Genomic DNA, 26,276 nt, shown 5'->3' on the forward strand with positions numbered 1-26,276 from the left:
TGTTCCCTTTTTAAATATTTTTCAAAAAGCGTATTACTCATTCATATGCAGCCAATCCTTTTTGGCTAATAGTTCTTCCTGTGTTTCTCGGATATCTTCATCATCCACACAGCAATCAACCGGGCAAACGGCAGCACATTGCGGCTCGTCATGAAAACCAACACACTCGGTACACTTATCAGGTACTATATAATATATCTCGTCGGATAAGGCAGCCTGAGTTTCCTCGGCATTTAAAGTATTGCCATCTCCAAAATCAATAATTCCTTTAAGGCCGGTACCATCGCTAAAACGCCATGCCGCACCTGCATCATAAATTGCATTATTCGGGCATTCCGGCTCGCAGGCTCCGCAGTTTATGCATTCATCGGTGATTTTAATCGCCATATTTCTAAATATATAATAATCTCAATTAACTTTGCCCGTAATTTACAAGCGCACAAATATAACAAAAAAAGGCTTTAGGGGTTTCAATCCTCACCATATATATGTCAAAATTTAACATAAAAAATTCCATAAATTCATTTTCGGCTTTAGGAAAGCAACTAATTACACCCGATGCGCAGTTAATGGCCATCATTGAAGATGAACGTTACCACAACGCCTGGTTTACACCCGAAAGTGTTTTGCAAGCCGTAACCGCCATCGGCAAAATGCTTAACGAGGATGATTTGCAAACCTGGCTCTCAAAATACAACCTTGATAATGACGCCCCAGGCAAAAAAGTAGGCCTTATTTTGGCAGGCAATATCCCGCTGGTTGGCTTTCACGATGTATTATGTGTACTGGCATCCGGCAATCACGCCCTGATCAAAGCATCGTCACAGGATGCACGGCTGATAAAAACTGTTTTAGAACGATTGGTAGCCATTGACGATAGCTTTGCCAACCGGTTTAGTTTTATAGAGCGGTTGGCCGATTTTGACGCCGTTATAGCCACCGGAAGCAATAATAGTTCGCGCTATTTTGACTACTACTTTGGTAAAGTGCCCAATATCATCCGCAAAAACAGGAACAGCATTGCCCTGCTTACCGGTGACGAAACCGCAGAAGAGTTGTTTAACCTCGGTCATGACATTTTTGATTATTATGGCCTTGGTTGCCGCAATGTGAGCAAACTGCTGGTGCCAAATGATTATAATTTCAATTTCTTTTTCGAATCTATAGAAGATCACAAGGCCATCATCCATCATCATAAGTACAATAACAATTACGATTACAACAAATCCATCTACCTGGTAAACAGCGACAAACATTTAGACAATGGCTTTTTAATGGTAAAGCAAGATGATAGGCTGGCATCGCCCCTGGCCGTGCTGTATTTTAGCTATTATGATGATCTTGCCCAGGCGCAGGAATTATTACAAAAACAAAGCGACAATATTCAGTGTATTGTTACCAATGCCCCCATCAGCGTACCCAGCCAGGTAGTTACGTTTGGCCAAAGCCAGCACCCCGCCTTATGGGATTATGCCGATGGGATTGATACAATGGATTTTTTGTCAAATCTTTAAAATAACAATACCTTTGGTTTTTGAGGCGAAAGCCGAAAGGTAAAAGGCAAAAGGTTGTACCGGGTGCTTTTACCTTTCTCCTTTTACCTTTAACCTTTCACCTTAAAAAATGTATATTATAAAAGTTAAAGGCGTTGCCAAAATACCCGATTATGTACAGCTGCGGGATGATAAGTTTACGCTGCTGGCTTATTTCAGGGTAGACAGGCCCGATAAATCGTTGGATAAGGTTGGGCTGGCGGATAAGTCGGAGTATATTATGAATATTATTAAGGATTTACCTTTTGGGCAGATCCTGAAATTAGAGCTATAAAAAAGATGATTGGGAACTCTATTATAAAGCTAAACGGTGTTGATATATTTCAGCAGACGCACCTGGTACTGTCAAACGTAAACCTGCATGTTGATAAAGGCGATTTTGTGTGGCTGATAGGCTCTACAGGATCGGGCAAGAGCAGCCTGCTTAAAGTTATCTACGGCGACCTGGGCATAAAAGCCGGCACCGGCCATGCCTGCGGGTACGAGTTAAGTAAATTATCGGGCCGTGATGTGCCTTATTTACGCCGTAAGCTGGGTATAGTTTTCCAGGATTTTCAATTACTGACAGACCGCTCCATAGAGCAAAACCTGCTTTTTGTAATGCGCGCCACCGGTTGGAAAGACAAAAAGCTAATAGCCGAACGTACCCTTGACGTACTGGAAAAAGTTGGTCTGCGTTCTAAACTTAAAAAAATGCCGCATGAGCTATCCGGCGGCGAACAGCAACGCGTGGTAATTGCCCGTGCCCTGCTTAACAACCCCGAAATTATATTGGCCGACGAACCAACCGGTAACCTTGACCCGGAAACATCCGAAGAGATTGTATTGCTGCTAAAACAAATCAGCCAATCGGGTACTGCGGTACTGATTGCTACTCACGATTACCACATCATCCGTACTTTCCCATCGCGCATTATTAAGTGCGAGAATGGTAAGGTTTTGGAAGATGCGGAGATATAATTGGGAGATTTCACTGATTTATTTTGATTTCGCCGATTATTTTCTGAACTCGGATTCAACTGATTTATCAGATTTTTTGGATTTGATTTGCAAAATCCTGGCAATCCATTAATCTGCTTCATCCGAGTTCAGACAAAAATAATCAGACAAATAATCCTGCCAGCCTTGCGCATATTGCGTCACTCCTGCCTGTTATAAAACATACCACTGACACCTTGTCGGCTTTCCGGCTATGGCAGGATACTTGATTGGCACTATCAGCTATGAAATTTAACGACATGTTGAAGAAAAAGAAGAAAGAAAATATGGATACCCCTGAAAATATAAATGAGCCTACGCAGGAAAATTTAGCACAAGAGCAACAACTGAAAGACCAGCAGGCAGAAACTGTTGAGGCTGTTGAAACCGAGGAAATAGCAGGCCCTACTGCCGAAGATAAGTTAAAAGCCGAACTGGCGCAGGCCAATGATAAATATTTACGTTTGTATGCCGAATTTGACAACTTCCGCAGGCGCACCCAAAAAGAACGCGCAGAAGCCCGGGAAACTGAAGGTAAAGATTTAATTATCGCCTTGTTACCCGTATTGGACGATTTTGAGCGCGCACAACGTGCTATAGAAAAAGCAGTTGATGTCGCTTCTGTTAAAGAAGGCGTTACCTTAATACAAAATAAATTAAAAAACATACTTGCGCAAAAAGGTTTGGCAGAAATGGGATCAATCGGTTCGCCTTTTGATGCTGATATACATGAAGCTATTACAAATATACCCGCCCCTACTGATGACCTTAAAGGCAAGGTTATTGACGAAATGGAAAAAGGCTACACCTTAAAAGACAGGGTGATCCGTTTTGCCAAAGTAATTGTAGGAGCGTAAATTAATTAGTGATTTGGTGAGTTAGTGAATTAGTGAATTTTTATCAGCGAGGTTTTGAATTGTTGACCGGTTATAAACCGAGTCTCTTCAATCGCTAATTCGCTAACTCGCTAATTCACTCAATAAAAAACTCACTAATTCACTAATTCAACTATTCAATAATTAAAAAATATGGCTAAAAGAGATTATTACGATGTACTGGGCATTTCAAAAGGATCAGATGCTGATGAGATAAAAAAGGCATATCGTAAAATGGCTATTAAATACCACCCCGATAAAAATCAGGGTGATAAAGAGGCGGAAGAGAAATTCAAGGAAGCGGCTGAAGCTTATGAGGTTTTAAGCAGTCCCGAAAAACGCCAGCGTTATGACCAGTTTGGTCATGCTGCCAATGCATCATCGCCAAATGGCGGCGGTTATGGCGGCGGCGGTATGGATATGAACGACATATTTAGCCAGTTTGGCGACATTTTTGGCGGCGGCAGTCCGTTTGAAGGTTTCTTTGGCGGCGGTGGCCGCCAGGGTGGCGGTGCCGGCGGCAGGCGTGTAGCCCGTGGCAGCAACCTGCGCATTAAAGTACGTTTAACGCTTGAAGAAATTGCCAACGGCGCCGAAAAGAAAATAAAAGTTAATAAACAAATCATCTGCAAAACCTGCGATGGCAGTGGCGCAAAAGATAAAGCATCGTTCCAAACCTGTAAAACATGTGGTGGCTCGGGCGCGGTGCGCAGGGTAACCAATACCATTTTGGGCCAGATGCAAACAACCAGCACCTGCCCTACCTGTAACGGCGAAGGCTCAACCATACTGTCAAAATGTAATGTTTGTCATGGTGATGGCGTAGTGCGTGGTGAAGAACTGATCACCATCAACGTACCTGCCGGTGTAAGCGAAGGCATGCAATTAAGCATGAGTGGTAAAGGCAACGCGGCCCCACGTGGCGGTGTCCCCGGCGATTTGATCATTTTGATCGAGGAGATTCCGCATGAAACTTTAAAACGCGATGGTAACAACGTGATATACGATTTGCATGTAAACTTTGTTGATGCAACATTGGGCACCACTGTTGAAGTACCTACTATCGATGGCAAAGCCAAGATAAAAATTGACCCCGGAACCCAGGGCGGCAAAATACTGCGCCTGAAAGGCAAAGGCGTACCCGAAGTAAACTCCTACCATCGTGGCGACCAACTGGTGCACATCAACATCTGGACGCCAAAAATTGTAAGCCGCGAAGAGCGCGAGATACTGGAAAAATTACAAGCAAGCCCCAACTTTAAACCCAATCCGGGCAAAAACGAGAAAAGCTTTTTTGAGCGGATGAAGGAATATTTTGAGTAACTATTGAGGTGAAAGGATAAAGGTGAAAGCTGAAAGGTTTGAGCCGCAAAATAGGAAGGCCCGGAGTTTTATGACTTCGGGCTTTTTGTTATCAGCGATTTCCGTTATCGTTTTTTGATGAGTATATTAGAATTTTGATTCCTGCTAAACATTCATCAAAATGAAGTCGCTCGCATTAACATTTTTTTTTATATCGACCATTTCAGTCGCCACCGCCCAGCAACGTGCCCGCGATCTTGGCATCAAATTTAACGGCACTACCGGCCAATACAACGCAATTACCGACGTTAAAGGTGTTTTGGTGGGCTACAAGACATTAATAAGTGGCGACGGGCCCTTGGTTACCGGCAAAGGCCCGGTGCGCACTGGTGTTACGGTTATTATGCCAAACGGCAAATCTATCGATCCATTGCCTGCCGGATGGTTTAGCCTTAATGGCGACGGTGAGATGACCGGCACAACCGTAATTGACGAATATGGATTAAACTACGGCCCTATCGGCATTACCAATACCAATAGCGTTGGTGTGGTAAGGGATGCTATTGGCGAGTGGAATGTAAAAAACTTCAGCAAAGGCTCGTTGGTTGATTTCTCCTTTGGCCTGCCTGTGGCTGCCGAAACTTTCGATGGCGTATTAAACGACATTAACGGTTTTCACGTAAAAAAAGAAGACGTATTTGAAGCCCTGAATACAGCCCATGGCGGTAAAGTGGAGGAAGGCAACGTTGGCGGCGGTACTGGAATGTCGTTATTCCAATTTAAGGGCGGTAGCGGTACGTCGTCGAGGGTGATCAGTATAGATACAGCTACCTATACGGTTGGGGCCTTTGTACAAGGCAATTTTGGCAGGCGAACAGACCTGATCATATCCGGCGTACCTGTTGGTAAAGAGTGGAAAGGCGATTTGCCTGTTATTAACTCCAAACCCAAGGATGGCTCTATCATCATCATCATTGGTACCGATGTCCCTTTATTGCCAGCCCAGTTAAAACTTATAGCCAAACGCGCATCCTTAGGCGTTGCCCGCTGCGGAGGTGTGGGGCGCAATAGCTCGGGCGATATTTTCCTGGCATTTAGCACCGTACCACCAAAAGATAACGCCAAAGGCACCCTGCAAACCTGGACGGTATTACCCAAAGAACAAATGGACAAAGTTTACCAGGCTACCGTTGAAAGCGTGGAAGAAGCTATCATAAATGCGATGATAGCCGCCAAAGATATGAAAGGCATTAACAGAAATACGGTTTACGCTATACCGCATGATAAGTTGATGCAGGTGATAAATAGTTATAGCCATAAAATGCAGTAACAGGTTTATTAATCAAGTTTATTTGCTAATTTAAGGCAACCTTACAACAATGAAACCAACAATTGGCAAAAGCATTTTTTTTATAGCCATGGCGCTTGCCTATTTAGCCTGGCTGCCGATCGTTAACCTGACCAAGATCATGAAGTGGTCTATCAATTTCTATCTCGATGGCACGCTTTCAATCTTATTTTCCGTAGTACATTGCCTGGTGTTTTTTTACCTGGTATGCATTTTAAGATCAAAGCAGGAAAAGCGTTTAATAGTCATTTCATTTGCTGTTTTTGTTTGTTTTAGTGCGGTTACTATCCCGTTTTCTTTTACTGGCTTCGGTAACCAGGGTATTACTATAGCAATCGGCATTTCAGTTTTAATAATGGTACTTAATATGATTATCCAATGTTTCAGGGTGACTGACGAAACCACCGGAACTGGCTTTAAGCTATTGGGGATCGTACTGATACTTAAAGTTATCGCGCAAATGGGGCTGCCTTTTATCTGGGGCTACTTAGCCGACGCCTTTTCCTTCAAGTTCGACTACCTCGGTTACATTCCACCGGTTTTGGAAGCGACGGTATTGTTAAGTATCATTTTTATTTTTTGCCAGTTGCTTACCGAACAAAAAGAGCAACACTACAGGCTGATACATGCCAGCTTGAGTGAAACTTACACGTCCGAACAATAACATGAAGAAAAATGATAGTAACAATCAAAAATACTTACTATACGATGGCTGTAAACCTACTTTACACTATTTCGGTTATTTCATCTATCGCATTAAGGTTTAACGATATACCGGTAGGCAAACTACACCTTGTCTCTAATGAAATAGTATACATAATCCCGTTAATTTACCTGGTTTTAGTTTTAAAATACTTAAAGGAAGATACTTCCATCATCACAACTTGCAAAATCTTTATCGGTGTTGATGTTTTTATTTCGTTATATTTTGTGGTTGTTAAAATCACTGCAAAAAATATATCCTTGTATTATCTTCTTTTTTTATTATCCATTATTGTTGCAATTATTTTTATAATCCAATCTGCCAGGATACAAAATAAGTGGCTTGCGTACCCCATGTTCACTTATGGCCTTGCGTTTCTTTTTATCACTTTGTTACAACTGGTGGCAAGCATCATTTACTCGTCGATGATGTTCAAATATGTTAGACTTACCGAAGTATTAATCCCGGGCATAACATTCTATATCCTATTTAAGATTGCAAAGTACCTGGCTATCGACAAGGGCGTAAAAGAGCAAATTATATGAAAGTAAGCGTTAAAACAACCAGGTTTATTATAGCCATTAATGCCGTTTACTTTATTACAATCATTGGGGCACTCCTATTTGCGCTAAACCAACAGCGGCCACCGTTTTACTTCACGCTTATCAGGGAGTTACTTTTTGATGCGCAGCTTATATACCTGGTTTATGTGTTAAAACATTTTCATGAAAAAAAAGTGTACATCACAACGTTGATAGTTTTCATCGTATTTAACTTTGTTATAACCCTTTTGTCGGATATTGCCACCCCAAATACCAATGGGGCCATGTTATTATTTCTCCTATCTATTTTTATGATGATAATGAGCATCCTCTTAATTATTCAATTTTTCGGATTGCGCAACGACGAGCTTAGATTGCCTTTCGGTTTGTTCCCACTTGCTTATTTAACTTACCTTTTGTTTTATATAACGGCCGGTGTTATGATGGCGCTTATTGGTCGGATATTTATACAAATAGGCATGTTTAGCCTGTTGTTTATACCCGCTTCCTTGTGTTATGCATTGATAGGGATAACTAAATATTTAAAAGCGCAGGATGAACTTAGCCGCTCAATTTCTGAATTTCGAACACCATAATGAATACTATTCTCAAACAGTCACCAGGTTATTACCCATCCGGCAGCATGGCAAATAAATGTATCGTTGCCGCTATTATTCTGTTTATCCAATTTGCGTTATACAATACTTACGCCCAGGCCCAAACCATCCGCAACACCTACAAAACCGAAGCTGATGTTCCTAAATTAAACATCCAACGGTCAATGATCTATTCGCCGGAGAAGGAATGGCTGTATAATCATCACCCTTCCATCATCCATTTTAAAGATAAATTCATCGCGATATGGAGTAACGGTTTGGTTGACGAGGATTCGCCGGGCCAGCGGGTGATTTATGCTACATCGAAAGATTTTGTACATTGGTCGGCACCGGTGGCGTTAGCATCCCCGGGCAGGGTTAATGACACATTGACCGTACTTACCGCCGCAGGACTATACCAATACAAAGGCACCCTGGTTGCCTATTATGGCGAATACACCAAACACCGCCAAAACACCCATCTTTGGGGCAAAATCAGCAAAGATGGTCTCCACTGGAGCAATCCTATCGACATGCACGTGCCGCTGATCCCTAACCACGGCCCCGAGGCTACCAAAAGCGGCAGGCTCATTATCAGTGGTAATTTCCTGTTCCCGTACACAGATGATCCGCGCGGAACCTCCGGCTGGAAACTAAGCAGCATTTATCCCGATTCGCTTTATACTCAAGATAATTCCGCCGCCTTTTATGCACCGGCGGCTAAGCTGGGGTTGCCCCCACTTTGCGAAGGTTCGTTTTTTCAGACTGATGATAATGTGCTGCACATGCTGCTACGCGTAACCGGCAAAGGCTGGAAAGGTAAATTATGGCTTACCGAAAGTAAGGATAATGGCACTTCATGGTTGCGCCCGGCAGAAGCGCCTTTTTCTGATAACGACAGCAAATTCCATTTCGGCCGCCTGCCCGATAAGCGTTTTTACTACGTGGGTATCCCCGATACGCTGCACCATTACGATCGTAATCCGTTGGTATTATCCCTATCAAATGAAGGTAAGTCATTCGATAAAAACTACATCATCGCAAACGAACTTTATCACCTTAAAAAAGAAGGGCTTTGGAAAGGCGGTCAATACGGTTATCCGCATACCATCATCTACAATGGCTATATGTATGTGATCATATCGAGGCAAAAAGAGGCTATTGAGGCGCTCAGGTTCGATCTAAAGCAATTGGAAGCACACTAATTTCTGTGCACTAATTTCACGGATTTAAGCTAATTATCTCGAATGCAGAGTGTATACAATTTTTACAAATAGAAGCCTAAATTGCACCTGGATAAAGAATTACATTGAATTCGTTTAGGCTTGATTCGTGTAATCCGATAAAATTCGTGAACATTTGTGTGTATCAATTCGTGTAATTCGAATAAATTGGTGTTCATTCGTGTGTAACATTTTAAATTCCCCCGTATCTAAACCGTACTATTAACGCATCAAACCTTTATCAAAACATGTTAAGCATCCGCAATATTGTTAAACAATACGCCGGTCACCGGGCATTAGATGATGTAAGCCTGGAGGTGCAAAGCGGCCAGGTTTTCGGTCTGCTTGGCCCCAATGGCGCCGGTAAAACCTCGCTTATCCGCATAATAAACCAGATAACCGCGCCAGATTCAGGCGAAGTTTTCTTTAACGGCCAAAAGCTCAACCAATCGCACATCGAACGTATTGGCTACCTGCCCGAAGAACGCGGCCTATACAAAAAAATGGAGATAGGCGAGCAAATGATTTACCTGGCCCGCCTGAAAGGCCTTAGCCGCGCCGAAGCCCAAAAACGTTTAAAGTTTTGGTTTGATAAGCTGGGCATGGAAACCTGGTGGAAAAAAAAGATAGAAGAACTATCAAAAGGTATGCAGCAAAAAGCCCAGTTTGTGGCTACCGTGTTGCATGAGCCCGACCTGATTATCCTGGATGAACCCTTCAGCGGTTTCGACCCGGTGAATGCCGAAATCATTAAAGAAGAGATACTGGAACTGAACAAAAAAGGCGCTACCATCCTGTTCTCTACACACCGCATGGAATCGGTAGAAGAACTTTGCGATGCTATTGCACTCATCCATCAGTCGCATAAAATATTGGATGGTACCGTTAAAAACATCCGTAACTCCTACCGCAATGAAACCTATATGGTTGAATATGCAGGCCAGCGTTTAAGCTTTAACGGCGCACAGCCCTTCGACATCATTGGCGATACCATAACCGACGATGATAACCATACCATCCGCATAAAGCTAAATGAAGGTTATACCTCAAATGATGTATTGCAATACCTTATACCCCAGGTGCGCATCAATATGCTGCAGGAAGTTATACCGGGCATGCATGAAATATTTATCGAAAAAGTAAACGCAAACAACAAAAGCCATGCATAAAGTATTACTCATCATCCAGCGCGAATACCTTACCAGGGTACGGAAAAAGTCGTTCATCGTCATGATCTTTGTGGTGCCGTTGTTAATCCTTGCAATGGGGGCCATTATCGCTTTAGTAGCCAAAGACAGTAACACCCTATCAACACTCCAAATAGTTACGGTGGTTGATGACAGCAAAATTTTTGTTGATAAGTTCCGTGATGTGTCCAACATCAAATTTGTGGTAAATCATAAAGATTTAAATGCAGATAAAGCTGAATCGAAAAAGGACGAAAATATCTCGACCCTATACATCCCTGCTGACTATGCTAAAAAAGGAAGCGTGCAAATCTTCTCTAAAAAGAAATCGCCCATGCAGCTTACCGATGAGATTGAAAAGCAAATGGGCAATATCGCTTTCGATTACAACATGATTCAGCATCATATTGATACGGCGGTAATTCATTCCATCAAAAAATCTGACATCAATATTAAAACGGTAGAAATTACCGAGACCGGCGATAAGAGCAGCGACCTTGGCGCAAACATTGCTGTTGGCATTGCCTGCGCTATATTCATTTACATATCGCTGTTTATTTACGGCGGCCAGGTTATGCGTGGAGTAATTGAAGAGAAAACAAGCCGCATCATCGAGGTGATCATATCATCTGTAAAACCCTTTCAATTGATGCTGGGAAAAATTATAGGTGTAGGCCTGGTGGGGCTAACACAGTTTAGCGCCTGGATAATTTTATCAGTGATATCATCAAAAATAGCCGGGCATGCGTTTAATACGCCGCAAAGCTTTATGGCGGGCATTATTGCAACATTATCCACCATCCCATTCGGCTATATTTTGGGCTGTTTCTTGTTTTACTTTCTCACCGGATACCTGCTATATAGTGCCCTGTTTGCAGCTGTAGGATCGGCGGTTGACAGCGAAACCGAAACACAGCAATTCATGTTCCCGATAACCTTGCCCCTGTTGTTTACTTATATGCTATCGGTAACGGTTTTATTCCGGGCTCCTGATAGCGCACTGGCCGTATGGTTATCTATTATACCATTTACAGCACCGGTTGCCATGATGGTACGTTTACCATTTGATCCGCCCATATGGCAGGTTGCTTTATCCATGTTTATGATGGTAGTGGGCTTCTTGTTTACTACCTATGTGGCAGCACGTATTTACAGAGTTGGAATTTTAATGTATGGCAAAAAAGCCAGCTATAAAGAACTGAGTAAATGGTTTTTTTATAAGGAATAATTGGTTCATAGTTCATAGTTCATAGTTCATAGTTCATAGTTCATAGTTTGGAACACCATTATTTATAGGTTATTGTATAAAAGAATCGGGTATATCTTTTTTATCATCACTACCACCACCCATGAACCATTAACCATGAACTAAATATCAAACAATTTTGAGGGATTATCTATTTTAGCAACATGAGTAAACGCGTTGCCGTAATGGATTTGGGTACAAATACCTTCCACTTATTGATTGCCGATGGCGAAATACACAATTACCAGGAGATTGTACACTACCACGAAGCCGTAAAGCTTGGCGAAGGAGGTATTAACAAGGGCTATATTTTGCCCGAAGCCTACCAGCGGGGTATAAATACCATGCAGCAATTTGCTGATGAAATAAACGCAAGGAGAGCAACCGAAACTCGCGCCATAGCAACATCTGCACTGCGCAGTGCATCAAACGGGAAAGATTTTATCAGCGAGGTTAAAGCCCAAACCGGCATAGCTATCGAAATTATTAATGGCGAGCAGGAAGCGGGTTTTATTTACCAGGGCGTAAAGATCAGCGGTTGTTTATCGGCACAAAACTCGCTGATTATGGATATTGGCGGCGGTAGTGTAGAGTTTATTTTAGGGAATACCGATGGCATCATATGGAAGCAAAGCTTTGAAATTGGCGCCGCCAGGCTGATGGATTTGTTTCATCGAACAGATCCTATCCCACCGGCATCCATAGAAGCCTTAAACCAATACCTTGACGAAAAACTGGCCGATTTGTTTGCCGCCGTAAAAAACATCCAAATTGACACCCTTATTGGCTCGTCCGGCGCTTTTGAAACTTTTGCCGAAGTGATAGAAGTTGAAAAAGGGCACGACTTCGACTTAAAAACCACCAAAAATTACAATTTTGACGAAGATGAGCTATTAACGCTCATTGGTAAATTTGTAGCATCCAGCCATAAAGAGCGGGCCGCCAATAAAGGCATTATCCCGGTTAGGGTTGATATGATAGTTGCCGCATCATTAATTACCCGTTTTATTATGCATAAGCTGGGGATTAGCAAGGTAAGTATGTGCAGTAATTCGTTAAAGGAAGGCGTTTTGGCGGAGATGTTGGGGGAATAAGAATCAAGGGCCAAGAGTCAAGTTTACCCACCCTGAACACTTCATTTAAAAAAGCGATGAGCAAATACTTATCAGGTTCGCTGCCAAAATCTTCTTAAAAGCAAAATCAACTAAAGGGTCAATATATTTACCTGAAACGGGAAGGGGTATTATCTGGCATAATTGTTACGTATTATTTCAATTATAAAAAACGCCCCAACAGGTTGAAAAACCTATCAGTAATACCACCAGAGCGCTTAATAAAAACTCTTTCCGGCAAACAAAAATGGCTGTTATCAAACATATTATAATTTGAATGGCAATTAAAAATGCTTCGCCTATTACTATGTATCCGTCATGATCTCTATGAACACTATTATATATCGTATAAGTTGCAAGCACTGCAAGATTAATCCCCACTATCATTATTTTATAATCAGGTCGTGGTTTTTGCGGTTCGTTTATTGCTTCCATTGTTGTTACAATTTATTTCATTCCTGCAAAAGTAACACAGGTAGAAAACCCAATTATTAAAACTAACAGGCCGCTTAACAGCCATAGCCGGCTACGTTTGTCAATAGCTAAACCCAAACAAAGCAGCACATGAAAAAACAAGATAAACGCATCCAATACAAACCCTCCGGATAAAGACAGACAAACCAAAGAGTACAGCGCAAGCGCCAACAGGTTATAACCAACAATTTTCATCCCATCGCCCGGCTTGTTTTGTTTGGGGGCGTACTTTGTCAAAAAGTCATCTGGCTTGGGAGTGGAGTTGTTTGGGTTTTCTTCTTCTGTCATGCTATTATTTCATTTCGTAGTTGTTGTAGATACCACTGTGATTAATTACCGCAGGTTACTTTATTTTTGCTGTAATACCTTTTTAGCGCATACCTTCTATTCCCACACAAGTAGAAAACCCGATAATCAAAACAAGGAACCCGCTGAGTAACCACATGCCGCTTCTTTTTGCGATAGCCATACCAATGCAAACAAAAACCTGTACTCCGATGAACATAGCTTCAAATGCCAGGCTATCTAAATTGTTTGCCATTTTGCATAACAAGGTATAAATTATCAGGATCATCAGGTTGATACCTAAAATTCCAATGCCAGGGAAAGGGTTGTTTTTGTTTTTCCCTGCGATATCGTTTTCCGGCTGTACTTTATCTTCTTGACTGTTATCTTCCATCATACCGTAATTTCATTTCGTAACTGTTCCAAATATTCCCGTTTATCGTCCCGGTAAAAAATGTTCATAGTTTCAAAAGGGATGATCTGCATATCCTTGTTAACAATGTGCACGCATGATTTTTTGATCGCGCGTACGTCAAAATTATGGGCATCAATGAATTGCATAATAATAACCCTGAACAGGTTATCATAACTCAAACTCGGTGCGTCAATCTCGGGCAGGCAACATAATATCGAATGCAGGTGCTCTTTAGCTTTATCAACCGAATTACCGGTGCTGAACATATTGAGCAAATGGCCTTTCAGCTGTTCGTCCTGCTCGTATACAATAGTATTTTTGGAGTTATCCAGCAAATCGTCAGGATTTATCATCCGGGTGAGCGGGAATACCTGGTCGCCCAGTTTTAAGGCGTAGGCCATTACCAGCGCGTCGGGGTTGCAGGGTACCGGGATCAGGTCGTTTTTATTGAAGATGTTGGTTTGCTCCAATATAGCGGTGCGCACTTCAGTCAGCGTGTAACGATCTGTTTGCTCATTAAAATTCTCTAACCGGCCGGCCTGCTGTGTTGGCTGGAAGGTTACCCCGCGGATGCAGGGCTGTTTCAGGGCATATTCAATAATTTCGCCTATCTCGTCGGTATTCAGTCCTTTTTGCAGGGTTACTACCAAAGTAGTTGACAGGTTATATTTATTCAGGTGCTCTATAGCCTTTGTGCGTACCTCGCGCAGATCCTCGCCGCGCAATTGTTCCAAAGCTTCTTTTTTAAAGGAATCAAATTGCAGGTAAATTTCAAAATCGGGCGCGTAAGTGGCCAGGCGCTTTACAAAGTTCTCGTCCTTGGCTATGCGGATGCCGTTGGTGTTCAGCATCAGGTGTTTAATGGGTTTTGTTTTGGCTATGTCCAATATCTCAAAAAACTGGGGATGCACGGTTGGCTCTCCGCCGCTTATCTGTACCACATCGGGTTTGCCTTCGTTTTCTACAATCACGTCCAGCATCTGCTCAATTTCCTGCAAAGTACGGTGACGGCCATAACTTGGCGACGACATGGCATAACAGGTGGGACAGCTTAAATTGCATCTATCGGTAACTTCAACCACGGTAAGGCAGGAGTGCTGTTCATGATCCTGGCACAGGCCGCAATCATATGGGCAGCCGTAATGCGTTTTGGCGTTGAATTTGAGCGGCATTTCGCTACGCTTCGCATAGTTGCGGCAGTTTTTATAATACTCAATATCGGTGGCTATCAGTACTTTTTCGAAACCATGCTGGCGGCAGTTTTTAAGCATGTACACCTTATCGTCTTCAAACACAATTTTGGCATCAACCCGGCGCAGGCAGGTAGAGCAAATGCTCAAGGTAAAATCATAATAAATATAAGGGCGTTCAGGCATCGGTTTTTATCAGTTTAGATGGGTGTATAAATACTTTATAATAATACAAAATACCCGCCAAACAAACTAATTGAATTACCGAAAGCCCGAAACTAAAAAAGTAATCGGGCTTAATAAACTCGTCCAAAAACCTGAACAGCAGGTAACTCAGCATAAAAACTTTAAATTTTGAGCCATCTGTAAACTGGTGCCGCCCTTCAATCGCCTTTAAAATGAGCCAAAGCAAAATCCAAAACACAATCTCGTAAAGGTTTGTGGGATGCCTGCGGATACCGTCGCCAAAATTAATAGCCCATGGCAGGTTTGAGGCTATACCATAAGTACCATCTTCCAATCCCGCCAGGAAACAACCTATACGGCCGATAATCATGGCCAGTATCAGCGGATAAACCATCAAATCGCCGGATGATACAGTTACACCTATTTTCTTCTTGGTAAGCTCCACTCCTATCAAACCGCCTAGCATCCCGCCTACTATGGTTTTATTGCCCATAAAGTAAATGAGGTTGAACTTTGACAGCAGCGCAGGGTTCTCCAAAACCCCAACCACATGCGAGCCTACAAAAGCACCAAATGCCGCGCCTATAAAAATAATAAGCCGGTTTTCGGTGCTGATCTGGTCGCGAGTATTCCGGCGCAGCCAGGCATAGTAGCGGTAGCCTAAAAAATAAGCCAGCGTTTCGCACACAAAATGTACGGGGATAGATGATTTGCCTATGGGGATGTTTACGGGGAAGTGCATTGGGCAGCAATGTACCAATCTGCCGGTTATTTTATGTGAATAAAAAGCAGCAGTGCAGAATTGCAAATCATTTTTCTGTTGCAGTGGCCAGCTAACCACATTCAAAGCCTGACAGAAGTTTTATTATATTTGGTCAAATTGAATATCAATGAATAAAATTTGGTTTACTTCTGATCACCATTTTGGCCATCACAATATTATCGAACATGCCAAACGGCCTTTTAATAATGTTGAGGAAATGGATGAAATAATGATTCAGAAGTGGAATGAAAAAGTAAGCCAAAACGATTCTGTATATTATTTAGGGGATTTAGCACTCAACAAACCAGAACGGCTTAAAGAAATTCTGAAACGCTTAAACGGTAGTATTTTTCTTATAAAAGGAAACCATGAAGCTTCGGCCCTATCTTGTAAAAACAGATTTGAGTGGATAAAAGATTATTATGAATTAAAAGTTGCAGACGATGCCGTAATATCCGGAAAGCAAAAAATCATCTTGTTTCATTATGCTATCAGGCAATGGAACGGAAAATACGGAGGTAGTTTTCATTTGTACGGTCATTCACACGGAACCTTAAAAGATGATCCGGATTCGTTGTCATTTGATATTGGAGTAGATAACCATCACTTTTATCCATTGGAATACAACGAAGTCAAGGTTCTTATGGCAAAAAAGAATTGGCGACCGGGTGACAGTATCGGTGCTGAGGGATAATAGCGGCCTTCACTCTTATCCGCCGCCCAGCATCCCACCGACGATTGTTTTTTCCCGATAAAATGATTTAATAATCTGGTCAATTAAATATCCTCCTTATCGGCCTTTTTATACAACGGTAATAAATCCGCTTGATAAGGGGCGTTCTGGTTACCACTACCTCGCCCAGCCAGGCATATTGTTCGGTAGTAAGTTTTACCTGGTAGTTTTCATCTGCACAAATGTTAAGCAGCAATGGTTTGTATCCTATAAATGAAACCTGTACTTGTTTTGTGTCTGCCGGTATGGTAAGCCTGAATTTACCGGCTGTATCGGTGAGGGTGCCTGTTATACCCGATAACATTTTGACTATCACACCCGGCATGGGCACATTCTGGTCATCATATATGCGCCCGGTAATTGTCCTGGTTGCAGCAGTATTGACTGTAACTACCTTACCCAACATAAAACTGTCTGCGCTTGTGTCGCCGGTTGCCTTAGGGGTTTGCACTATTATAGCCGGTTTGTTTTGCGCTACAGCTTTAAATGATAAGGCCGAACTTGCTATGCCCATTATCACAGCCAGCCTTTTCCATCCCCTTGCAGTGGTTGCCGGGGTATCCGCAGCAAACTGGTGATTGAGGTTATTTAGCTGTTGCTCATTAAACCTGCCGCAAACATTGCCAGCATCGCTTAGGTAAGCAATAACCTGGCTATTGGTCATGGTTGTAAAATCGGTAACGGTTTTGCAACATTGGGCACAATGCCTGCCGCTTTCGGCAGGCATCATTTGCTGCCACGATTGGTGACAAGGTTTAGGTATGTTGATGCTTTGGATGTTCGACATATCGGGTGCGCTTTTTAACAGGATGCAATTTTAATTGCCATTCCATAAATGGTGTAAAAATTTTAGTTGCCGCCGAAAACCCATTTTGTTTTATCCCAGGCACGATACCAAACACGACGAATGGTAATACGCCCAACTGAAATACCACCCAATACCTCAAATCGCACATGATCTTCGGTAGAAATCGGCTTCACGCTAACTGCCTGTAAAGATGGCCCGATAATAATATTTGCAGCGGTATAACCTTTTGCTTTAGCCAAACCAGCACAATGCTGTTTCGATTTGCCTGGCGCATGCTCTGTCTTATGTTTTGTTTGTGCGTTTATACGGGCAAAGGGTATAGCCATTACAACCGCTGCCGCCAAACCTATCTTTTTAAATAAACCATTTGATTGCCCGTTGCTTTTAAGCTGATGATTTATCCTCCTTAGCTGATTGCCGTCAAATCGTCCGCATACGTTGCTTTGCCTGCCAAGGTAGTTGATGATGTCCTTATCCGACATTACCGAAAAATCGGTAACCCTTTTACAACAGCTTTGGCAGTGCCGCCCATCGTCAACCGGTGTCATTTGTTGCCATGGCTCCTCGCAAGGTTTAGTGATATTGATGCTCTTAATGCGCGCCATGTTAAGATTTTTGTTAAAGGATGCATTTATTTGAACATTTCCACAAATCCATTTAACTTTTTTAGTTTTTTTCTGATTTTATGACGGATTGTATCGGGCAATCACTTAAGGTAGAGTGTGATACAGTGCGTAAAGCCATCAGTGGTATGGTAACTATCAACTACGTAAATAACGGCCCCGATGCGCTAAGGCGCGATTCTAAAGCTGCAAATCAAAACGCCGCTTTCTTGGAAGGGGCTGTGTAAGATTTCTTACCCTTTCAAAAACGGGTTAAAATTTCTGGTACCAATTTCCATTCCCGCGGCCCGGCAAACGGTTTTATCGCCAAATTTAAAGTTGATGTTATCCATGGCCTGGTATAACCTGATGCGTTCCTCATTATCTTCAAAAAGATTTATCTGGTACCTGCCGCTGGCCAGGTTGCTCAGCCTCACCCCTATCAGCCTGATGGGCCGGTGCTGGTTCCAGGCTTTTTTGAGCAAATTTTTAATACCCGGTAACAGGATATGCTCGGCAGCGGTAAGTGCAATTTTCTGTTGTTGGGTATGGGTTTCAAAATTGGCATACCTGATTTTGATAGCCAGGCACGATGCCAGCTTATTTTCACGGCGAAGTTTAGACGACAGCTCCTCGGTCATGGATATTAATATGGTTTCAATTGTGCGTTGATCATTTACATTAAAATGAAAAGTATGCTCTGTCGAAATAGATTTACGATCTGAATGAGGTACAATCTCGCTATGATCTATTCCATGCGCCTTCTCCCACAAAAAAATACCCGCCTTTCCAAATACGCTTTCTAAAAACCGAAGATTGGTGCGTTGCAGGTCGCCAATTTTTTCTATGCCATATTGATACAGCTTTTGGGCGGTACTTTCGCCAAGGCCCGGAATCTTGCCAATTGGCAACGGCGCCAGGAATTGAAGTTCTTCGCCATGTTTAATAAATAACTGACCATTTGGTTTTGAGGCATTGGTAGCCATTTTAGCTACTGTTTTGCCAGATGCCATCCCGAATGAAATAGGCAAGCCGGTTTCCTTAATAACCCGTTGCCTAAGGTTTGACGCTACCTGGTAACAATCATGAAACCTATCCATACCGGTAAGGTCTATATAGAACTCATCAACGGACGATTTCTGGAACAATGGTACCGAATCCTGGATGATGTCTGTAACCTCGCGCGATGCCTCGGAATAACGCCCGTGCGAACCACGGATAATAGTGGCATGCGGGCAAAGCTTCATGGCCAGTTTCATAGGCATTGCCGAGTGGATGCCGAATTTACGGGCTTCATAGCTGCAGGAAGCTACCACACCCCTATCTGCCGAGCCACCAATAAGCACCGGGATGCCTATAAGCGCCGGATTGAACTTACGTTCAACCGAAACAAAAAAAGAATCGAGATCGATGTGAACGATATACCGCTTTTGATCCATGAAACAAAAATGCTAATTAATTTGGTATTTTACTAATTATATTAGTAATTTTGATTCATAGAAAATTTAGAAACATGAGGATGTACGAAGATCATTTAATGCTGCTTTCGCCGCCGGAGATAATCGGGGCCGAAATTGCCCGCTATAAAAAGGCATCGGCAAGGCTCATTGGAGATTATCAAGGCATGAACTCGCCTGGTCATATTTCTATCCAGCATAAGGAACGTCAGAAGCCGTTTATGACTGATAAAAATATTGAACTAATGGAGGCCGAATTAAAGCAGCTGCCGCCGGTATTATTACACGTTGATGGTTTCGCATATTTCCCGCACCTCCATGATAAGTTTACGATATATGCCAATATCCGGTCGACGTCGGCTGTTGATGACTGGTTTCACCTGTTAAAGAAAAAACTGAAGATAAAAAAGGCGCTGGCCCCTCATATTACGATAACCAGGAATATTCCTAAAAAGGACTTTGACGTGCTGTGGCCACATTTCAGGCATAAAAAGCTGGTTGAACCTTTCTGGATAAATTCCATTAATATATACAAACGCGACACCTTTGATCCTTACGCCAAATGGGAATTTTTTAAGGCATTTGAGTTTAAAAACAAACAAGGCTTCATAGGCATCGAAAACATTCAGGATGGCCGGATTAGCCACGTTAACCGGGAGCAGATAAATCTTTTTTAAACCTAAACCTTATCACTATTCCGGATAAATATTTTTTTAAACCTAAACCTTATCACTATCACTTTTATTAATTAATCCTAAAATCACAATGAAAAAGTTTTACTTAACCCTTATGTTATCAGTTGGTTTAGCCACGGCAGTATTGGCTCAAAAATTAGAAAAACCCGAGATCGATAAAATTAAAGGCGATACAACGTGGAAAACATCCGACGAAAGAATTTACACGCAGTTGGGCTTTGCTACAGGCAGGCTGTTATATGTTTACGCGCAAAAAATAGGAACGAGTTACGTATTATGTTTCCGGATAGATAATATGAACGGTCCCCGGGTATGGTCTGTAGGACCTGCCAACATTACCAATATTAAGTTTACTGATAACAGCGTACTTGATTTAAAGCCAGATGCCGGTGGCGACGCCCGGGTTACATACGGATCGCAGGCCGACCGGATTATCAACCTGGTATATTATAGACTGGAAAAAGAAGATATAGAAATACTTAAAACAAAATCAGTTTCAATTATCCGAATCGCGACTGATGGCGCGGCTAATTTCGATTACGAGATCAAACCAAAAAATTCTGAGCTGATCAAAAAAGATCTTGAATTGATACTCACTAAATAGTAAACTGTTTATACTTTTTTAACATAGAAAATCAACCGGGCTTTATTACCAATACCAAGGAAAGCCAAATTTTTTTTTAACCTTTTAAAATTGAAGTTATGATATCGTTCCATTTTTTATTGGATTTGCCAAATCATATTAATACAGAAATTTACCGGTTAAAAAACCAGGCAAAACGAGTGATAGGGAATTATCCAAGTATGAATGCTATTCCGCATATTACCATCAACAATTATCACCCCAATCCGGGCGATTTTCATGAAGCGGGCTTCGCACATTTTAAAAGGCCAATAAACCATTTGCCACCGGTTACTTTTGAAATTGATGGTTTTGATTGTTTTAACGATCAAAACGGTCACAGTAAAACCATTTATGCTAACGTTCAGTTAAATGCAGAAAGCCGGTTTTGGCTAAAAGAACTATGGAAAACCACGGGTAAGGGAAGCGGTAAGCCACATATCACCATTGCGAGGTCGTTAACAGCAGAGCAGTTTAATTTGCTGTGGCCGTATTTTCAGCGCCGTGAACTAAAACTTAGTTTTACAGTTTCAAAATTCACAATATTGAGGGTAAAATACACCAAGGGAGAATTTTTGTCGGAATTTTACCGCGAGTTTGAGTTTCTGGGGCCGCCGGATGCATTGGCCGAAAGCTATCGTAACCATCAAGCAACGCAATTAAAATTTTATAGCGCTGTAAGCCAGCAGGTAAGCCTTTTTTAACAATTTATTAACCATACACGCGCTATTTTTCTATATTTGCGCCGGGGTAAGTCTTTTACGGCCAGCTCCTCTTGAACTCCCCCAGGGTGGGAACGCAGCAAGGGTAGAGAGTTGAGCGGCGCGATAAAAGTAGCTTACCCTTTTTTTGTGCCTATATTTTTCCTGCCAAAAGCAGATTCTTTTATTGTGAACCAAACGACAGAAATCAAGTTACCTTCCGGCCAGACAGCCGTTTGCTCTTTATAGCTAAAAAGCATAACAGCGTAAAGCGCAAGTAATAAATACCCAAAAAAGTACGCCTAAGGCTTCGTAGGCTAAAAAAATTAAATATTATTGCCAGATAATTGTCTGCTTAACCATGTACGGAACATTATTGGCATTGCACTCCCTCACCCGCTGGCTGGTATTGATTACCCTCCTGTTCGCTATCTTTCGTTCGTACCGCGGCTGGTTATTACGAAGTCCTTATTCGAAATTCGATAACATTGTAAGGCATACCACAGCCACTGTAGCACATCTTCAATTAATATTGGGCATCTGGCTATACTTCATCAGCCCAATTGTTGCTTACTTCTTACATCACTTCGGCACCGCAGTACATGAACGTGCAATCCGTTTTTTTGGCATGGAACACATTACCATGATGCTGATAGGGATAACCCTCATCACCCTTGGCTCTGCCAGAAGCAAACGACAAACGAATGACCGGCAAAAATTTAAAACAATGGCGATTTGGTTAACGGCAGCCCTCTTGGTGATACTAAGTTCGGTGCCCTGGTCGTTTTCACCGCTCATCAGCCGGCCAAATTTCCGGCCATTCTAAAAAAATAGTCGATGGCATTACCGGGTGACCCTTACAAACTATGTAAATACCATCTGGCATCGCAAAAAGGCCTCAAAGGGGGGCTTTTCACTATTCATGTCGTTATTACCAATTTAAACGGGTAGTTTTTCATGTGCCTATACAAAAAAGGTACCCATTGGATTCTTGTTCTGCTAGGTGTGCGGCAAGGATGCTAATTTTTTGTTGGTATTTGAATCGTCCTATTATTAGTCGGCTATGCAAAAAAAAGATACGGCTTACCGCTCATATCCCTGCTTTTACCGGCAAGCGCCCCCGGTTTACCTTTTTTGCTTTGCCGTCGTTTAGTCATCTCTCTACATTTGTTTAAAATGGTTTTAAGTGTTAATCGTCTATACTACTATGGAAAATAATTATTTCATGCTACCCCCGATGCCTGCTCCCCCAGACAAGGAACAGGAACTTGCCATCCTGTTTCTCGATATCCGAAATTTCACCGGCTTGTTGGAAGCCCAGTCTGGTAAAACCGTCATTCAAATTGTACGCCGTTTATTCACCGCATTCAACCAAATCATCAGGAAATTCGAAGGCAAGGTGGTAGAGATCGCCGGAGACAGTTTATATGCGGTGTTTGGCTTACAAACCGGGTTGAAAGAATCTGTGAACAACGCCTACCAGGCTGCCAAAGTGATGTTCCAAACGGTTGGCCTGTACAACGAAGCTTATGACGAACCTTATTATGGAGGCCCGCTCGAGATTGGCGTCGGTTTGCACGCTGGTAAAGTTTTTGTTGGCCAGTTTGGATTGGATAACGCTCCGCAACTATCAGTAATGGGCCTCCCCGTCAACATTGCATCCCGGCTACAGGCCAAAACTAAAGAGCTGGATAACGACATGATCATTTCAGAGCATGCGTACCAGTTGTTAGCAGATGACGGGGCTATCGCCCATTATCAAACCGTGCAGTTGCAGGGGATCAGCCAGGGACAACAGGTCCGCCTGGCAGGAAGGCCATACAGTAATCGCACCAAACCTGGACTATTTAATGGCTATTTCTGGTTAACACATAACAGCCGCTGATTCGTCCTGGACATTTTACTTATCTAAGCAAAATTGGCACATGTGCAGATCGATGCACAATTGTCTCTCAAAAACTGCCTATCTTAGCAGCATGCTCGATATACTCATTATAGGTGGCGGCCCCATAGGTTTAGCATGCGGACTGGCAGCCCAAAAAGCAGGTTTAAGTTTTGTAATCGTCGAAAAAGGCTGCCTGGTAAACTCGTTATATAACTACCCTTCTACCATGACGTTTTTCTCAACTTCAGAGAAATTAGAGATTGGCGGCGTACCTTTTGTAACCGTTCATAACAAGCCTACCCGCAACGATGCATTGGAATATTACCGCAGGGTAGCGCTATCAAACAACCTGCCGCTCCATTTATTTGAGGAGGTAACCAGCGTAAAGGCCGAAGATGATGGCTATACAATAGCAACAAGTAAAACAACTTACCAGGCAAAAAGGGTTATTGTATCTACCGGCTTTTATGACATAGCGGTTAATTTAAATATCCCCGGCGAAGACCTGCCCAAAGTAAAACACTATTACCAGGACCCACATTATTATACCTCGCAAAAAGTGGTGGTGGTTGGTTCCAGTAATTCGGCCATTGATGTGGCGCTGGAAACCTTCCGCAAGGGCGCCGATGTAACCCTTGTGGTACGTGGGCCTGAGATTAGCAGCAGGGTTAAATACTGGGTGCGGCCCGATATCATTAACAGGATAAAAGAGGGCAGTGTGAAGGCTTATTTCAACTCCAACCTCGAAGCAATCCGCGAACACGAGGTTGATATCAAAACGCCCGATGGCCTGATCACCATTCCCAACGATTTTGTAATGGCCATGACAGGCTATAAACCCAATTTTGATTTCCTGAAAAAACTGGGCATTATCCTGTCCGAAGATAAATTTGTCCCTCAATACAATCCCGAAACGATGGAAACCAACCTGCCCGGTTTATACCTTGCAGGCGTAGTTTGCGGAGGATTGGATACGCACCTATGGTTCATCGAAAATTCGCGGGTGCATGCCGATATGATTATGAATGATATAGTTGCAAAAAGAAGCAAATAGATCAATAGCGTAAAATTCAACTCATCAACATCTCCGGCCCGATTCGCTTCCTGTTGGCCAGGCCGGAGATTTATTACTGGGCTTTTACCGGATTCCTCCCACGGGGAGCACCCTTCAGCCGCCGACTACTTCTTCCCTATTGCATATTGAATTCCCCCCAGCAAATGCTTGAGGTATAGCGGATCGGCATATGACTCGTCGGTATGTCCAAGCTCAGTATAAAAGGCACGGCCACCATCGAAGCTGTGGTACCAGGCCATGGGATGGTTATCACCGTTTTCGCCACCTGTGTAGCTTTTCTCATCTATCTTGATCAGTACATGCAGGTCATCACCTATCCATTTATAGTTATACCATTCGTCCCAGCGTTTCCAGTCTTCGGGCAGGTGTTTGGTTGCAATAAAATTACGGTCAACCACATGCAAAACCGCCTCTTGTTGTTTAGGATGACTTTTAAAATAAGCGCCAACCAGCTTGCCATACCAGGCCCAGTCATATTCGGTGTCTGTAGCAGCATGTACGCCAACAAAGCCGCCACCGGCTTTAATATACCGTTCAAAGGCTATTTGCTGTGCATCGTTCAATACATCGCCGGTAGTACTTAAAAATATTACAGCGGCGTATTGCTTTAAATTGGCAGTTGTAAATTTTTCGGCATTGGTTGTGCTATCTACTTCAAAACCATTTTCGGCGCCCAACTTCATAATAGCCGGTACGCCCACCGCGATAGAATTATGATGGAACCCGGCTGTTTTGCAAAATACCAGCACTTTGGTTTTCGCAGCTGCATCAATAATAGATAAACCTGTTAGCAGGCAAATGATGATTAATTTTTTCATAATTTAAGTATCAGTTGGTTAGTACCTGGAATTTAATTTCCATCGCAAATTAGCACTTATGTTTTATGTAACAAGGTTTCTTTTAATTGAAATTTTATATCGGCATCGGCGACAGTCGTTGTAACATGGATATGTAAAAACTTTTTTACTTAAACGTAAATTCCAACAATATCACATTTAATCTTTTATTTAGCAGGCGTATGTATGTTAGCTTAACCATAATACGTTACCGCAAAGTGTTTATACCTTTTGCCCTGCTGGCCATGGCTCTTCACCGGCTACCCTTGCTGCTGCAAAAAGGCTGCACATTTTACAAGCTGCTTGGATCGGGCAAAAACGGAACTTTTGATTTACAACCCGACTGGCGGCAATGGGGTTTATTGGCCTGTTGGGAAAGCCGTGAAGATTTCGACCAGTTTTATAACCGGTCTTTTGTATCGGGCTGGTGGAAAATATTTGGCCAAGAAGGCTACACCGTACTATGCCAGCCCCTGCAAAGCCATGGTAAGTGGAGTGGCAAAGAACCCTTTGGCAATCCCGAGGCTACAAATTATACCGGGCCAGTGGCTGTGCTAACACGGGCCACCATCCGCATAAGCAGGCTTAAAAATTTCTGGAGCCATGTAGATGAGGTAGCCGGGCTGATGACATCAGCCCCAGGTTATGTTACATCGTTTGGTGTTGGCGAAACGCCCGTTTACCGGCAGGCAACATTTTCTGTATGGAAAAGCATTGATGATGTAAAAAACTTTGCCTACAAAAGCCGGGAGCATGCCGAGGTGATAAAACTTACCCGGAGCGAAAACTGGTATAGCGAAGAGCTATTTGCCCGCTTCCGGCTGGTGGCTAGCTTTGGTTCGCTGGATGGTAAAGACCCTTTAGATGATTTATTGAAAAATTAA

At 42.7% G+C, this 26,276-nt stretch carries 32 protein-coding genes, 1 other RNA gene and 1 pseudogene; 23 read left to right on the forward strand and 11 right to left on the reverse strand.

The annotated features are described in order from the left end of the window. Nucleotides 1-33: 33 nt before the first annotated feature. Nucleotides 34-387 carry a 4Fe-4S dicluster domain-containing protein gene (locus AC1DXF_RS21150; protein WP_090647487.1) on the reverse strand — a complete coding sequence of 118 codons (354 nt, stop codon included), beginning with the start codon at nt 385-387 and terminating at the stop codon, nt 34-36. A gap of 101 nt (nt 388-488) precedes the next feature. Between AC1DXF_RS21150 and AC1DXF_RS21155 the strand changes: the two genes are divergently transcribed. The 13 genes from AC1DXF_RS21155 (at nt 489) to AC1DXF_RS21215 (ending at nt 12,647) form a co-directional block, all read left to right on the forward strand. Beyond that, nucleotides 489-1,514 carry an acyl-CoA reductase gene (locus AC1DXF_RS21155; RefSeq protein WP_477450694.1) on the forward strand — a complete coding sequence of 342 codons (1,026 nt, stop codon included), beginning with the start codon at nt 489-491 and terminating at the stop codon, nt 1,512-1,514. Between the two features lie 109 nt (nt 1,515-1,623). After that, entirely contained in the window at nt 1,624-1,827 is a 204-nt protein-coding gene (locus AC1DXF_RS21160; protein WP_090647478.1) for a fructose-6-phosphate aldolase, read from the forward strand. 5 nt (nt 1,828-1,832) lie between these two features. Further along, nucleotides 1,833-2,513, forward strand: a complete 681-nt coding sequence (locus AC1DXF_RS21165; RefSeq protein ID WP_477450695.1) for a cell division ATP-binding protein FtsE — start codon at nt 1,833-1,835, stop codon at nt 2,511-2,513. A gap of 263 nt (nt 2,514-2,776) precedes the next feature. After that, nucleotides 2,777-3,388 carry a nucleotide exchange factor GrpE gene (locus AC1DXF_RS21170; RefSeq protein ID WP_477450696.1) on the forward strand — a complete coding sequence of 204 codons (612 nt, stop codon included), beginning with the start codon at nt 2,777-2,779 and terminating at the stop codon, nt 3,386-3,388. Nucleotides 3,389-3,559: 171 nt separating this feature from the next. Next, a complete protein-coding gene (dnaJ, locus tag AC1DXF_RS21175) occupies nt 3,560-4,729 on the forward strand; it encodes a molecular chaperone DnaJ (protein WP_477450697.1) in 1,170 nt (389 codons plus the stop codon). Between the two features lie 160 nt (nt 4,730-4,889). Beyond that, nucleotides 4,890-6,038, forward strand: coding sequence for a DmpA family aminopeptidase (locus tag AC1DXF_RS21180; RefSeq protein WP_477450698.1), 1,149 nt, complete (start codon nt 4,890-4,892; stop codon nt 6,036-6,038). Nucleotides 6,039-6,087: 49 nt separating this feature from the next. Continuing rightward, complete coding sequence (locus tag AC1DXF_RS21185; RefSeq protein WP_477450699.1) at nt 6,088-6,720, forward strand: hypothetical protein; 633 nt, start codon at nt 6,088-6,090, stop codon at nt 6,718-6,720. Between the two features lie 11 nt (nt 6,721-6,731). Next, nucleotides 6,732-7,304: a hypothetical protein gene (locus AC1DXF_RS21190; protein ID WP_477450700.1), complete on the forward strand. Its 573-nt coding sequence runs from the start codon at nt 6,732-6,734 to the stop codon at nt 7,302-7,304. Continuing rightward, entirely contained in the window at nt 7,301-7,897 is a 597-nt protein-coding gene (locus AC1DXF_RS21195) for a hypothetical protein (RefSeq protein WP_477450701.1), read from the forward strand. The genes AC1DXF_RS21190 and AC1DXF_RS21195 overlap by 4 nt, the downstream gene beginning before the upstream one ends. Continuing rightward, nucleotides 7,897-9,102, forward strand: coding sequence for an exo-alpha-sialidase (locus AC1DXF_RS21200; RefSeq protein WP_477450702.1), 1,206 nt, complete (start codon nt 7,897-7,899; stop codon nt 9,100-9,102). Before AC1DXF_RS21195 ends, AC1DXF_RS21200 begins: the two co-directional genes overlap by 1 nt. A 266-nt stretch (nt 9,103-9,368) precedes the next feature. Further along, the gene (locus AC1DXF_RS21205; protein ID WP_477450703.1) at nt 9,369-10,289 is read left to right on the forward strand and encodes an ABC transporter ATP-binding protein; all 921 of its coding nucleotides are present in this window, start codon (nt 9,369-9,371) and stop codon (nt 10,287-10,289) included. Then, a complete protein-coding gene (locus tag AC1DXF_RS21210; protein WP_477450704.1) occupies nt 10,282-11,535 on the forward strand; it encodes an ABC transporter permease in 1,254 nt (417 codons plus the stop codon). The genes AC1DXF_RS21205 and AC1DXF_RS21210 overlap by 8 nt, the downstream gene beginning before the upstream one ends. A 182-nt stretch (nt 11,536-11,717) precedes the next feature. Beyond that, the gene (locus tag AC1DXF_RS21215) at nt 11,718-12,647 is read left to right on the forward strand and encodes a Ppx/GppA phosphatase family protein (protein WP_477450705.1); all 930 of its coding nucleotides are present in this window, start codon (nt 11,718-11,720) and stop codon (nt 12,645-12,647) included. A 31-nt stretch (nt 12,648-12,678) separates the two neighbouring features. Here the strand turns inward: AC1DXF_RS21215 and AC1DXF_RS21220 are convergent. The 6 genes and pseudogenes from AC1DXF_RS21220 to AC1DXF_RS21245 all read right to left on the reverse strand — a co-directional run. Beyond that, nucleotides 12,679-12,807: pseudogene (locus tag AC1DXF_RS21220) on the reverse strand (PD-(D/E)XK nuclease family transposase); the annotation flags it as partial. A gap of 17 nt (nt 12,808-12,824) precedes the next feature. After that, a complete protein-coding gene (locus AC1DXF_RS21225) occupies nt 12,825-13,100 on the reverse strand; it encodes a hypothetical protein (protein ID WP_477450706.1) in 276 nt (91 codons plus the stop codon). A 12-nt stretch (nt 13,101-13,112) separates the two neighbouring features. Next, nucleotides 13,113-13,427: a hypothetical protein gene (locus AC1DXF_RS21230; protein WP_477450707.1), complete on the reverse strand. Its 315-nt coding sequence runs from the start codon at nt 13,425-13,427 to the stop codon at nt 13,113-13,115. Nucleotides 13,428-13,509: 82 nt separating this feature from the next. Then, nucleotides 13,510-13,821 carry a hypothetical protein gene (locus AC1DXF_RS21235; protein WP_477450708.1) on the reverse strand — a complete coding sequence of 104 codons (312 nt, stop codon included), beginning with the start codon at nt 13,819-13,821 and terminating at the stop codon, nt 13,510-13,512. Further along, nucleotides 13,818-15,215 carry a radical SAM protein gene (locus AC1DXF_RS21240; protein ID WP_477450709.1) on the reverse strand — a complete coding sequence of 466 codons (1,398 nt, stop codon included), beginning with the start codon at nt 15,213-15,215 and terminating at the stop codon, nt 13,818-13,820. The genes AC1DXF_RS21235 and AC1DXF_RS21240 overlap by 4 nt, the downstream gene beginning before the upstream one ends. Continuing rightward, the gene (locus tag AC1DXF_RS21245) at nt 15,208-15,957 is read right to left on the reverse strand and encodes a prolipoprotein diacylglyceryl transferase (RefSeq protein WP_477450710.1); all 750 of its coding nucleotides are present in this window, start codon (nt 15,955-15,957) and stop codon (nt 15,208-15,210) included. Before AC1DXF_RS21245 ends, AC1DXF_RS21240 begins: the two co-directional genes overlap by 8 nt. 148 nt (nt 15,958-16,105) lie before the next feature. Here AC1DXF_RS21245 and AC1DXF_RS21250 point away from each other — a divergent pair, with 148 nt between their 5' ends. After that, complete coding sequence (locus AC1DXF_RS21250; protein ID WP_477450711.1) at nt 16,106-16,672, forward strand: hypothetical protein; 567 nt, start codon at nt 16,106-16,108, stop codon at nt 16,670-16,672. A 79-nt stretch (nt 16,673-16,751) separates the two neighbouring features. Here AC1DXF_RS21250 and AC1DXF_RS21255 read toward each other — a convergent pair whose 3' ends face one another. Together AC1DXF_RS21255 and AC1DXF_RS21260 are read right to left on the reverse strand one after the other, a co-directional pair. Further along, a complete protein-coding gene (locus tag AC1DXF_RS21255) occupies nt 16,752-17,498 on the reverse strand; it encodes a carboxypeptidase-like regulatory domain-containing protein (protein WP_477450712.1) in 747 nt (248 codons plus the stop codon). Nucleotides 17,499-17,560: 62 nt separating this feature from the next. Further along, nucleotides 17,561-18,124, reverse strand: coding sequence for a hypothetical protein (locus tag AC1DXF_RS21260; RefSeq protein ID WP_477450713.1), 564 nt, complete (start codon nt 18,122-18,124; stop codon nt 17,561-17,563). An 80-nt stretch (nt 18,125-18,204) separates the two neighbouring features. Here AC1DXF_RS21260 and AC1DXF_RS21265 point away from each other — a divergent pair, with 80 nt between their 5' ends. Beyond that, entirely contained in the window at nt 18,205-18,369 is a 165-nt protein-coding gene (locus AC1DXF_RS21265; protein ID WP_477450714.1) for a hypothetical protein, read from the forward strand. 6 nt (nt 18,370-18,375) lie between these two features. Here AC1DXF_RS21265 and dinB read toward each other — a convergent pair whose 3' ends face one another. Beyond that, nucleotides 18,376-19,560 (reverse strand): DNA polymerase IV, encoded by a 1,185-nt coding sequence (gene dinB, locus AC1DXF_RS21270; RefSeq protein ID WP_477450715.1) that lies wholly within the window; start codon nt 19,558-19,560, stop codon nt 18,376-18,378. Nucleotides 19,561-19,634: 74 nt separating this feature from the next. On the opposite strand from dinB, the gene AC1DXF_RS21275 reads away from it, so the two are divergent. The 7 genes from AC1DXF_RS21275 (at nt 19,635) to AC1DXF_RS21305 (ending at nt 24,535) form a co-directional block, all read left to right on the forward strand. Next, nucleotides 19,635-20,255, forward strand: a complete 621-nt coding sequence (locus AC1DXF_RS21275; RefSeq protein ID WP_477450716.1) for a 2'-5' RNA ligase family protein — start codon at nt 19,635-19,637, stop codon at nt 20,253-20,255. Nucleotides 20,256-20,343: 88 nt separating this feature from the next. Beyond that, a complete protein-coding gene (locus AC1DXF_RS21280) occupies nt 20,344-20,877 on the forward strand; it encodes a hypothetical protein (RefSeq protein WP_477450717.1) in 534 nt (177 codons plus the stop codon). A 98-nt stretch (nt 20,878-20,975) separates the two neighbouring features. Further along, nucleotides 20,976-21,599, forward strand: a complete 624-nt coding sequence (locus AC1DXF_RS21285; RefSeq protein ID WP_477450718.1) for a 2'-5' RNA ligase family protein — start codon at nt 20,976-20,978, stop codon at nt 21,597-21,599. A 44-nt stretch (nt 21,600-21,643) separates the two neighbouring features. After that, nucleotides 21,644-21,742, forward strand: an RNA gene (gene ffs, locus AC1DXF_RS21290) — signal recognition particle sRNA small type. Between the two features lie 215 nt (nt 21,743-21,957). Then, complete coding sequence (locus tag AC1DXF_RS21295) at nt 21,958-22,422, forward strand: hypothetical protein (protein WP_477450719.1); 465 nt, start codon at nt 21,958-21,960, stop codon at nt 22,420-22,422. Between the two features lie 411 nt (nt 22,423-22,833). Then, a complete protein-coding gene (locus AC1DXF_RS21300) occupies nt 22,834-23,481 on the forward strand; it encodes an adenylate/guanylate cyclase domain-containing protein (RefSeq protein ID WP_477450720.1) in 648 nt (215 codons plus the stop codon). 91 nt (nt 23,482-23,572) lie between these two features. Continuing rightward, nucleotides 23,573-24,535, forward strand: coding sequence for a YpdA family putative bacillithiol disulfide reductase (locus AC1DXF_RS21305; RefSeq protein WP_477450721.1), 963 nt, complete (start codon nt 23,573-23,575; stop codon nt 24,533-24,535). 125 nt (nt 24,536-24,660) lie between these two features. On the opposite strand, the gene AC1DXF_RS21310 is transcribed toward AC1DXF_RS21305, so the two are convergent. Beyond that, nucleotides 24,661-25,374, reverse strand: a complete 714-nt coding sequence (locus tag AC1DXF_RS21310; protein WP_477450722.1) for a ThuA domain-containing protein — start codon at nt 25,372-25,374, stop codon at nt 24,661-24,663. A 200-nt stretch (nt 25,375-25,574) separates the two neighbouring features. On the opposite strand from AC1DXF_RS21310, the gene AC1DXF_RS21315 reads away from it, so the two are divergent. Next, on the forward strand, nt 25,575-26,276 hold the full coding sequence (locus AC1DXF_RS21315; RefSeq protein WP_477450723.1) for a DUF3291 domain-containing protein: 702 nt from the start codon (nt 25,575-25,577) through the stop codon (nt 26,274-26,276).

It is taken from the genome of Mucilaginibacter sp. P2_A5, assembly GCF_056404995.1.

What these genes read in the sequence shown, in the direction of transcription:
- AC1DXF_RS21150 (WP_090647487.1), bottom strand. Translation starts at nt 387, where the DNA reads ATGGCGATTAAAATCACCGATGAATGCATAAACTGCGGAGCCTGCGAG.
- AC1DXF_RS21155 (WP_477450694.1), top strand. Translation starts at nt 489, where the DNA reads ATGTCAAAATTTAACATAAAAAATTCCATAAATTCATTTTCGGCTTTA.
- AC1DXF_RS21160 (WP_090647478.1), top strand. Translation starts at nt 1,624, where the DNA reads ATGTATATTATAAAAGTTAAAGGCGTTGCCAAAATACCCGATTATGTA.
- AC1DXF_RS21165 (WP_477450695.1), top strand. Translation starts at nt 1,833, where the DNA reads ATGATTGGGAACTCTATTATAAAGCTAAACGGTGTTGATATATTTCAG.
- AC1DXF_RS21170 (WP_477450696.1), top strand. Translation starts at nt 2,777, where the DNA reads ATGAAATTTAACGACATGTTGAAGAAAAAGAAGAAAGAAAATATGGAT.
- dnaJ (WP_477450697.1), top strand. Translation starts at nt 3,560, where the DNA reads ATGGCTAAAAGAGATTATTACGATGTACTGGGCATTTCAAAAGGATCA.
- AC1DXF_RS21180 (WP_477450698.1), top strand. Translation starts at nt 4,890, where the DNA reads ATGAAGTCGCTCGCATTAACATTTTTTTTTATATCGACCATTTCAGTC.
- AC1DXF_RS21185 (WP_477450699.1), top strand. Translation starts at nt 6,088, where the DNA reads ATGAAACCAACAATTGGCAAAAGCATTTTTTTTATAGCCATGGCGCTT.
- AC1DXF_RS21190 (WP_477450700.1), top strand. Translation starts at nt 6,732, where the DNA reads ATGATAGTAACAATCAAAAATACTTACTATACGATGGCTGTAAACCTA.
- AC1DXF_RS21195 (WP_477450701.1), top strand. Translation starts at nt 7,301, where the DNA reads ATGAAAGTAAGCGTTAAAACAACCAGGTTTATTATAGCCATTAATGCC.
- AC1DXF_RS21200 (WP_477450702.1), top strand. Translation starts at nt 7,897, where the DNA reads ATGAATACTATTCTCAAACAGTCACCAGGTTATTACCCATCCGGCAGC.
- AC1DXF_RS21205 (WP_477450703.1), top strand. Translation starts at nt 9,369, where the DNA reads ATGTTAAGCATCCGCAATATTGTTAAACAATACGCCGGTCACCGGGCA.
- AC1DXF_RS21210 (WP_477450704.1), top strand. Translation starts at nt 10,282, where the DNA reads ATGCATAAAGTATTACTCATCATCCAGCGCGAATACCTTACCAGGGTA.
- AC1DXF_RS21215 (WP_477450705.1), top strand. Translation starts at nt 11,718, where the DNA reads ATGAGTAAACGCGTTGCCGTAATGGATTTGGGTACAAATACCTTCCAC.
- AC1DXF_RS21225 (WP_477450706.1), bottom strand. Translation starts at nt 13,100, where the DNA reads ATGGAAGCAATAAACGAACCGCAAAAACCACGACCTGATTATAAAATA.
- AC1DXF_RS21230 (WP_477450707.1), bottom strand. Translation starts at nt 13,427, where the DNA reads ATGACAGAAGAAGAAAACCCAAACAACTCCACTCCCAAGCCAGATGAC.
- AC1DXF_RS21235 (WP_477450708.1), bottom strand. Translation starts at nt 13,821, where the DNA reads ATGATGGAAGATAACAGTCAAGAAGATAAAGTACAGCCGGAAAACGAT.
- AC1DXF_RS21240 (WP_477450709.1), bottom strand. Translation starts at nt 15,215, where the DNA reads ATGCCTGAACGCCCTTATATTTATTATGATTTTACCTTGAGCATTTGC.
- AC1DXF_RS21245 (WP_477450710.1), bottom strand. Translation starts at nt 15,957, where the DNA reads ATGCACTTCCCCGTAAACATCCCCATAGGCAAATCATCTATCCCCGTA.
- AC1DXF_RS21250 (WP_477450711.1), top strand. Translation starts at nt 16,106, where the DNA reads ATGAATAAAATTTGGTTTACTTCTGATCACCATTTTGGCCATCACAAT.
- AC1DXF_RS21255 (WP_477450712.1), bottom strand. Translation starts at nt 17,498, where the DNA reads ATGTCGAACATCCAAAGCATCAACATACCTAAACCTTGTCACCAATCG.
- AC1DXF_RS21260 (WP_477450713.1), bottom strand. Translation starts at nt 18,124, where the DNA reads ATGGCGCGCATTAAGAGCATCAATATCACTAAACCTTGCGAGGAGCCA.
- AC1DXF_RS21265 (WP_477450714.1), top strand. Translation starts at nt 18,205, where the DNA reads ATGACGGATTGTATCGGGCAATCACTTAAGGTAGAGTGTGATACAGTG.
- dinB (WP_477450715.1), bottom strand. Translation starts at nt 19,560, where the DNA reads ATGGATCAAAAGCGGTATATCGTTCACATCGATCTCGATTCTTTTTTT.
- AC1DXF_RS21275 (WP_477450716.1), top strand. Translation starts at nt 19,635, where the DNA reads ATGAGGATGTACGAAGATCATTTAATGCTGCTTTCGCCGCCGGAGATA.
- AC1DXF_RS21280 (WP_477450717.1), top strand. Translation starts at nt 20,344, where the DNA reads ATGAAAAAGTTTTACTTAACCCTTATGTTATCAGTTGGTTTAGCCACG.
- AC1DXF_RS21285 (WP_477450718.1), top strand. Translation starts at nt 20,976, where the DNA reads ATGATATCGTTCCATTTTTTATTGGATTTGCCAAATCATATTAATACA.
- AC1DXF_RS21295 (WP_477450719.1), top strand. Translation starts at nt 21,958, where the DNA reads ATGTACGGAACATTATTGGCATTGCACTCCCTCACCCGCTGGCTGGTA.
- AC1DXF_RS21300 (WP_477450720.1), top strand. Translation starts at nt 22,834, where the DNA reads ATGCCTGCTCCCCCAGACAAGGAACAGGAACTTGCCATCCTGTTTCTC.
- AC1DXF_RS21305 (WP_477450721.1), top strand. Translation starts at nt 23,573, where the DNA reads ATGCTCGATATACTCATTATAGGTGGCGGCCCCATAGGTTTAGCATGC.
- AC1DXF_RS21310 (WP_477450722.1), bottom strand. Translation starts at nt 25,374, where the DNA reads ATGAAAAAATTAATCATCATTTGCCTGCTAACAGGTTTATCTATTATT.
- AC1DXF_RS21315 (WP_477450723.1), top strand. Translation starts at nt 25,575, where the DNA reads ATGTATGTTAGCTTAACCATAATACGTTACCGCAAAGTGTTTATACCT.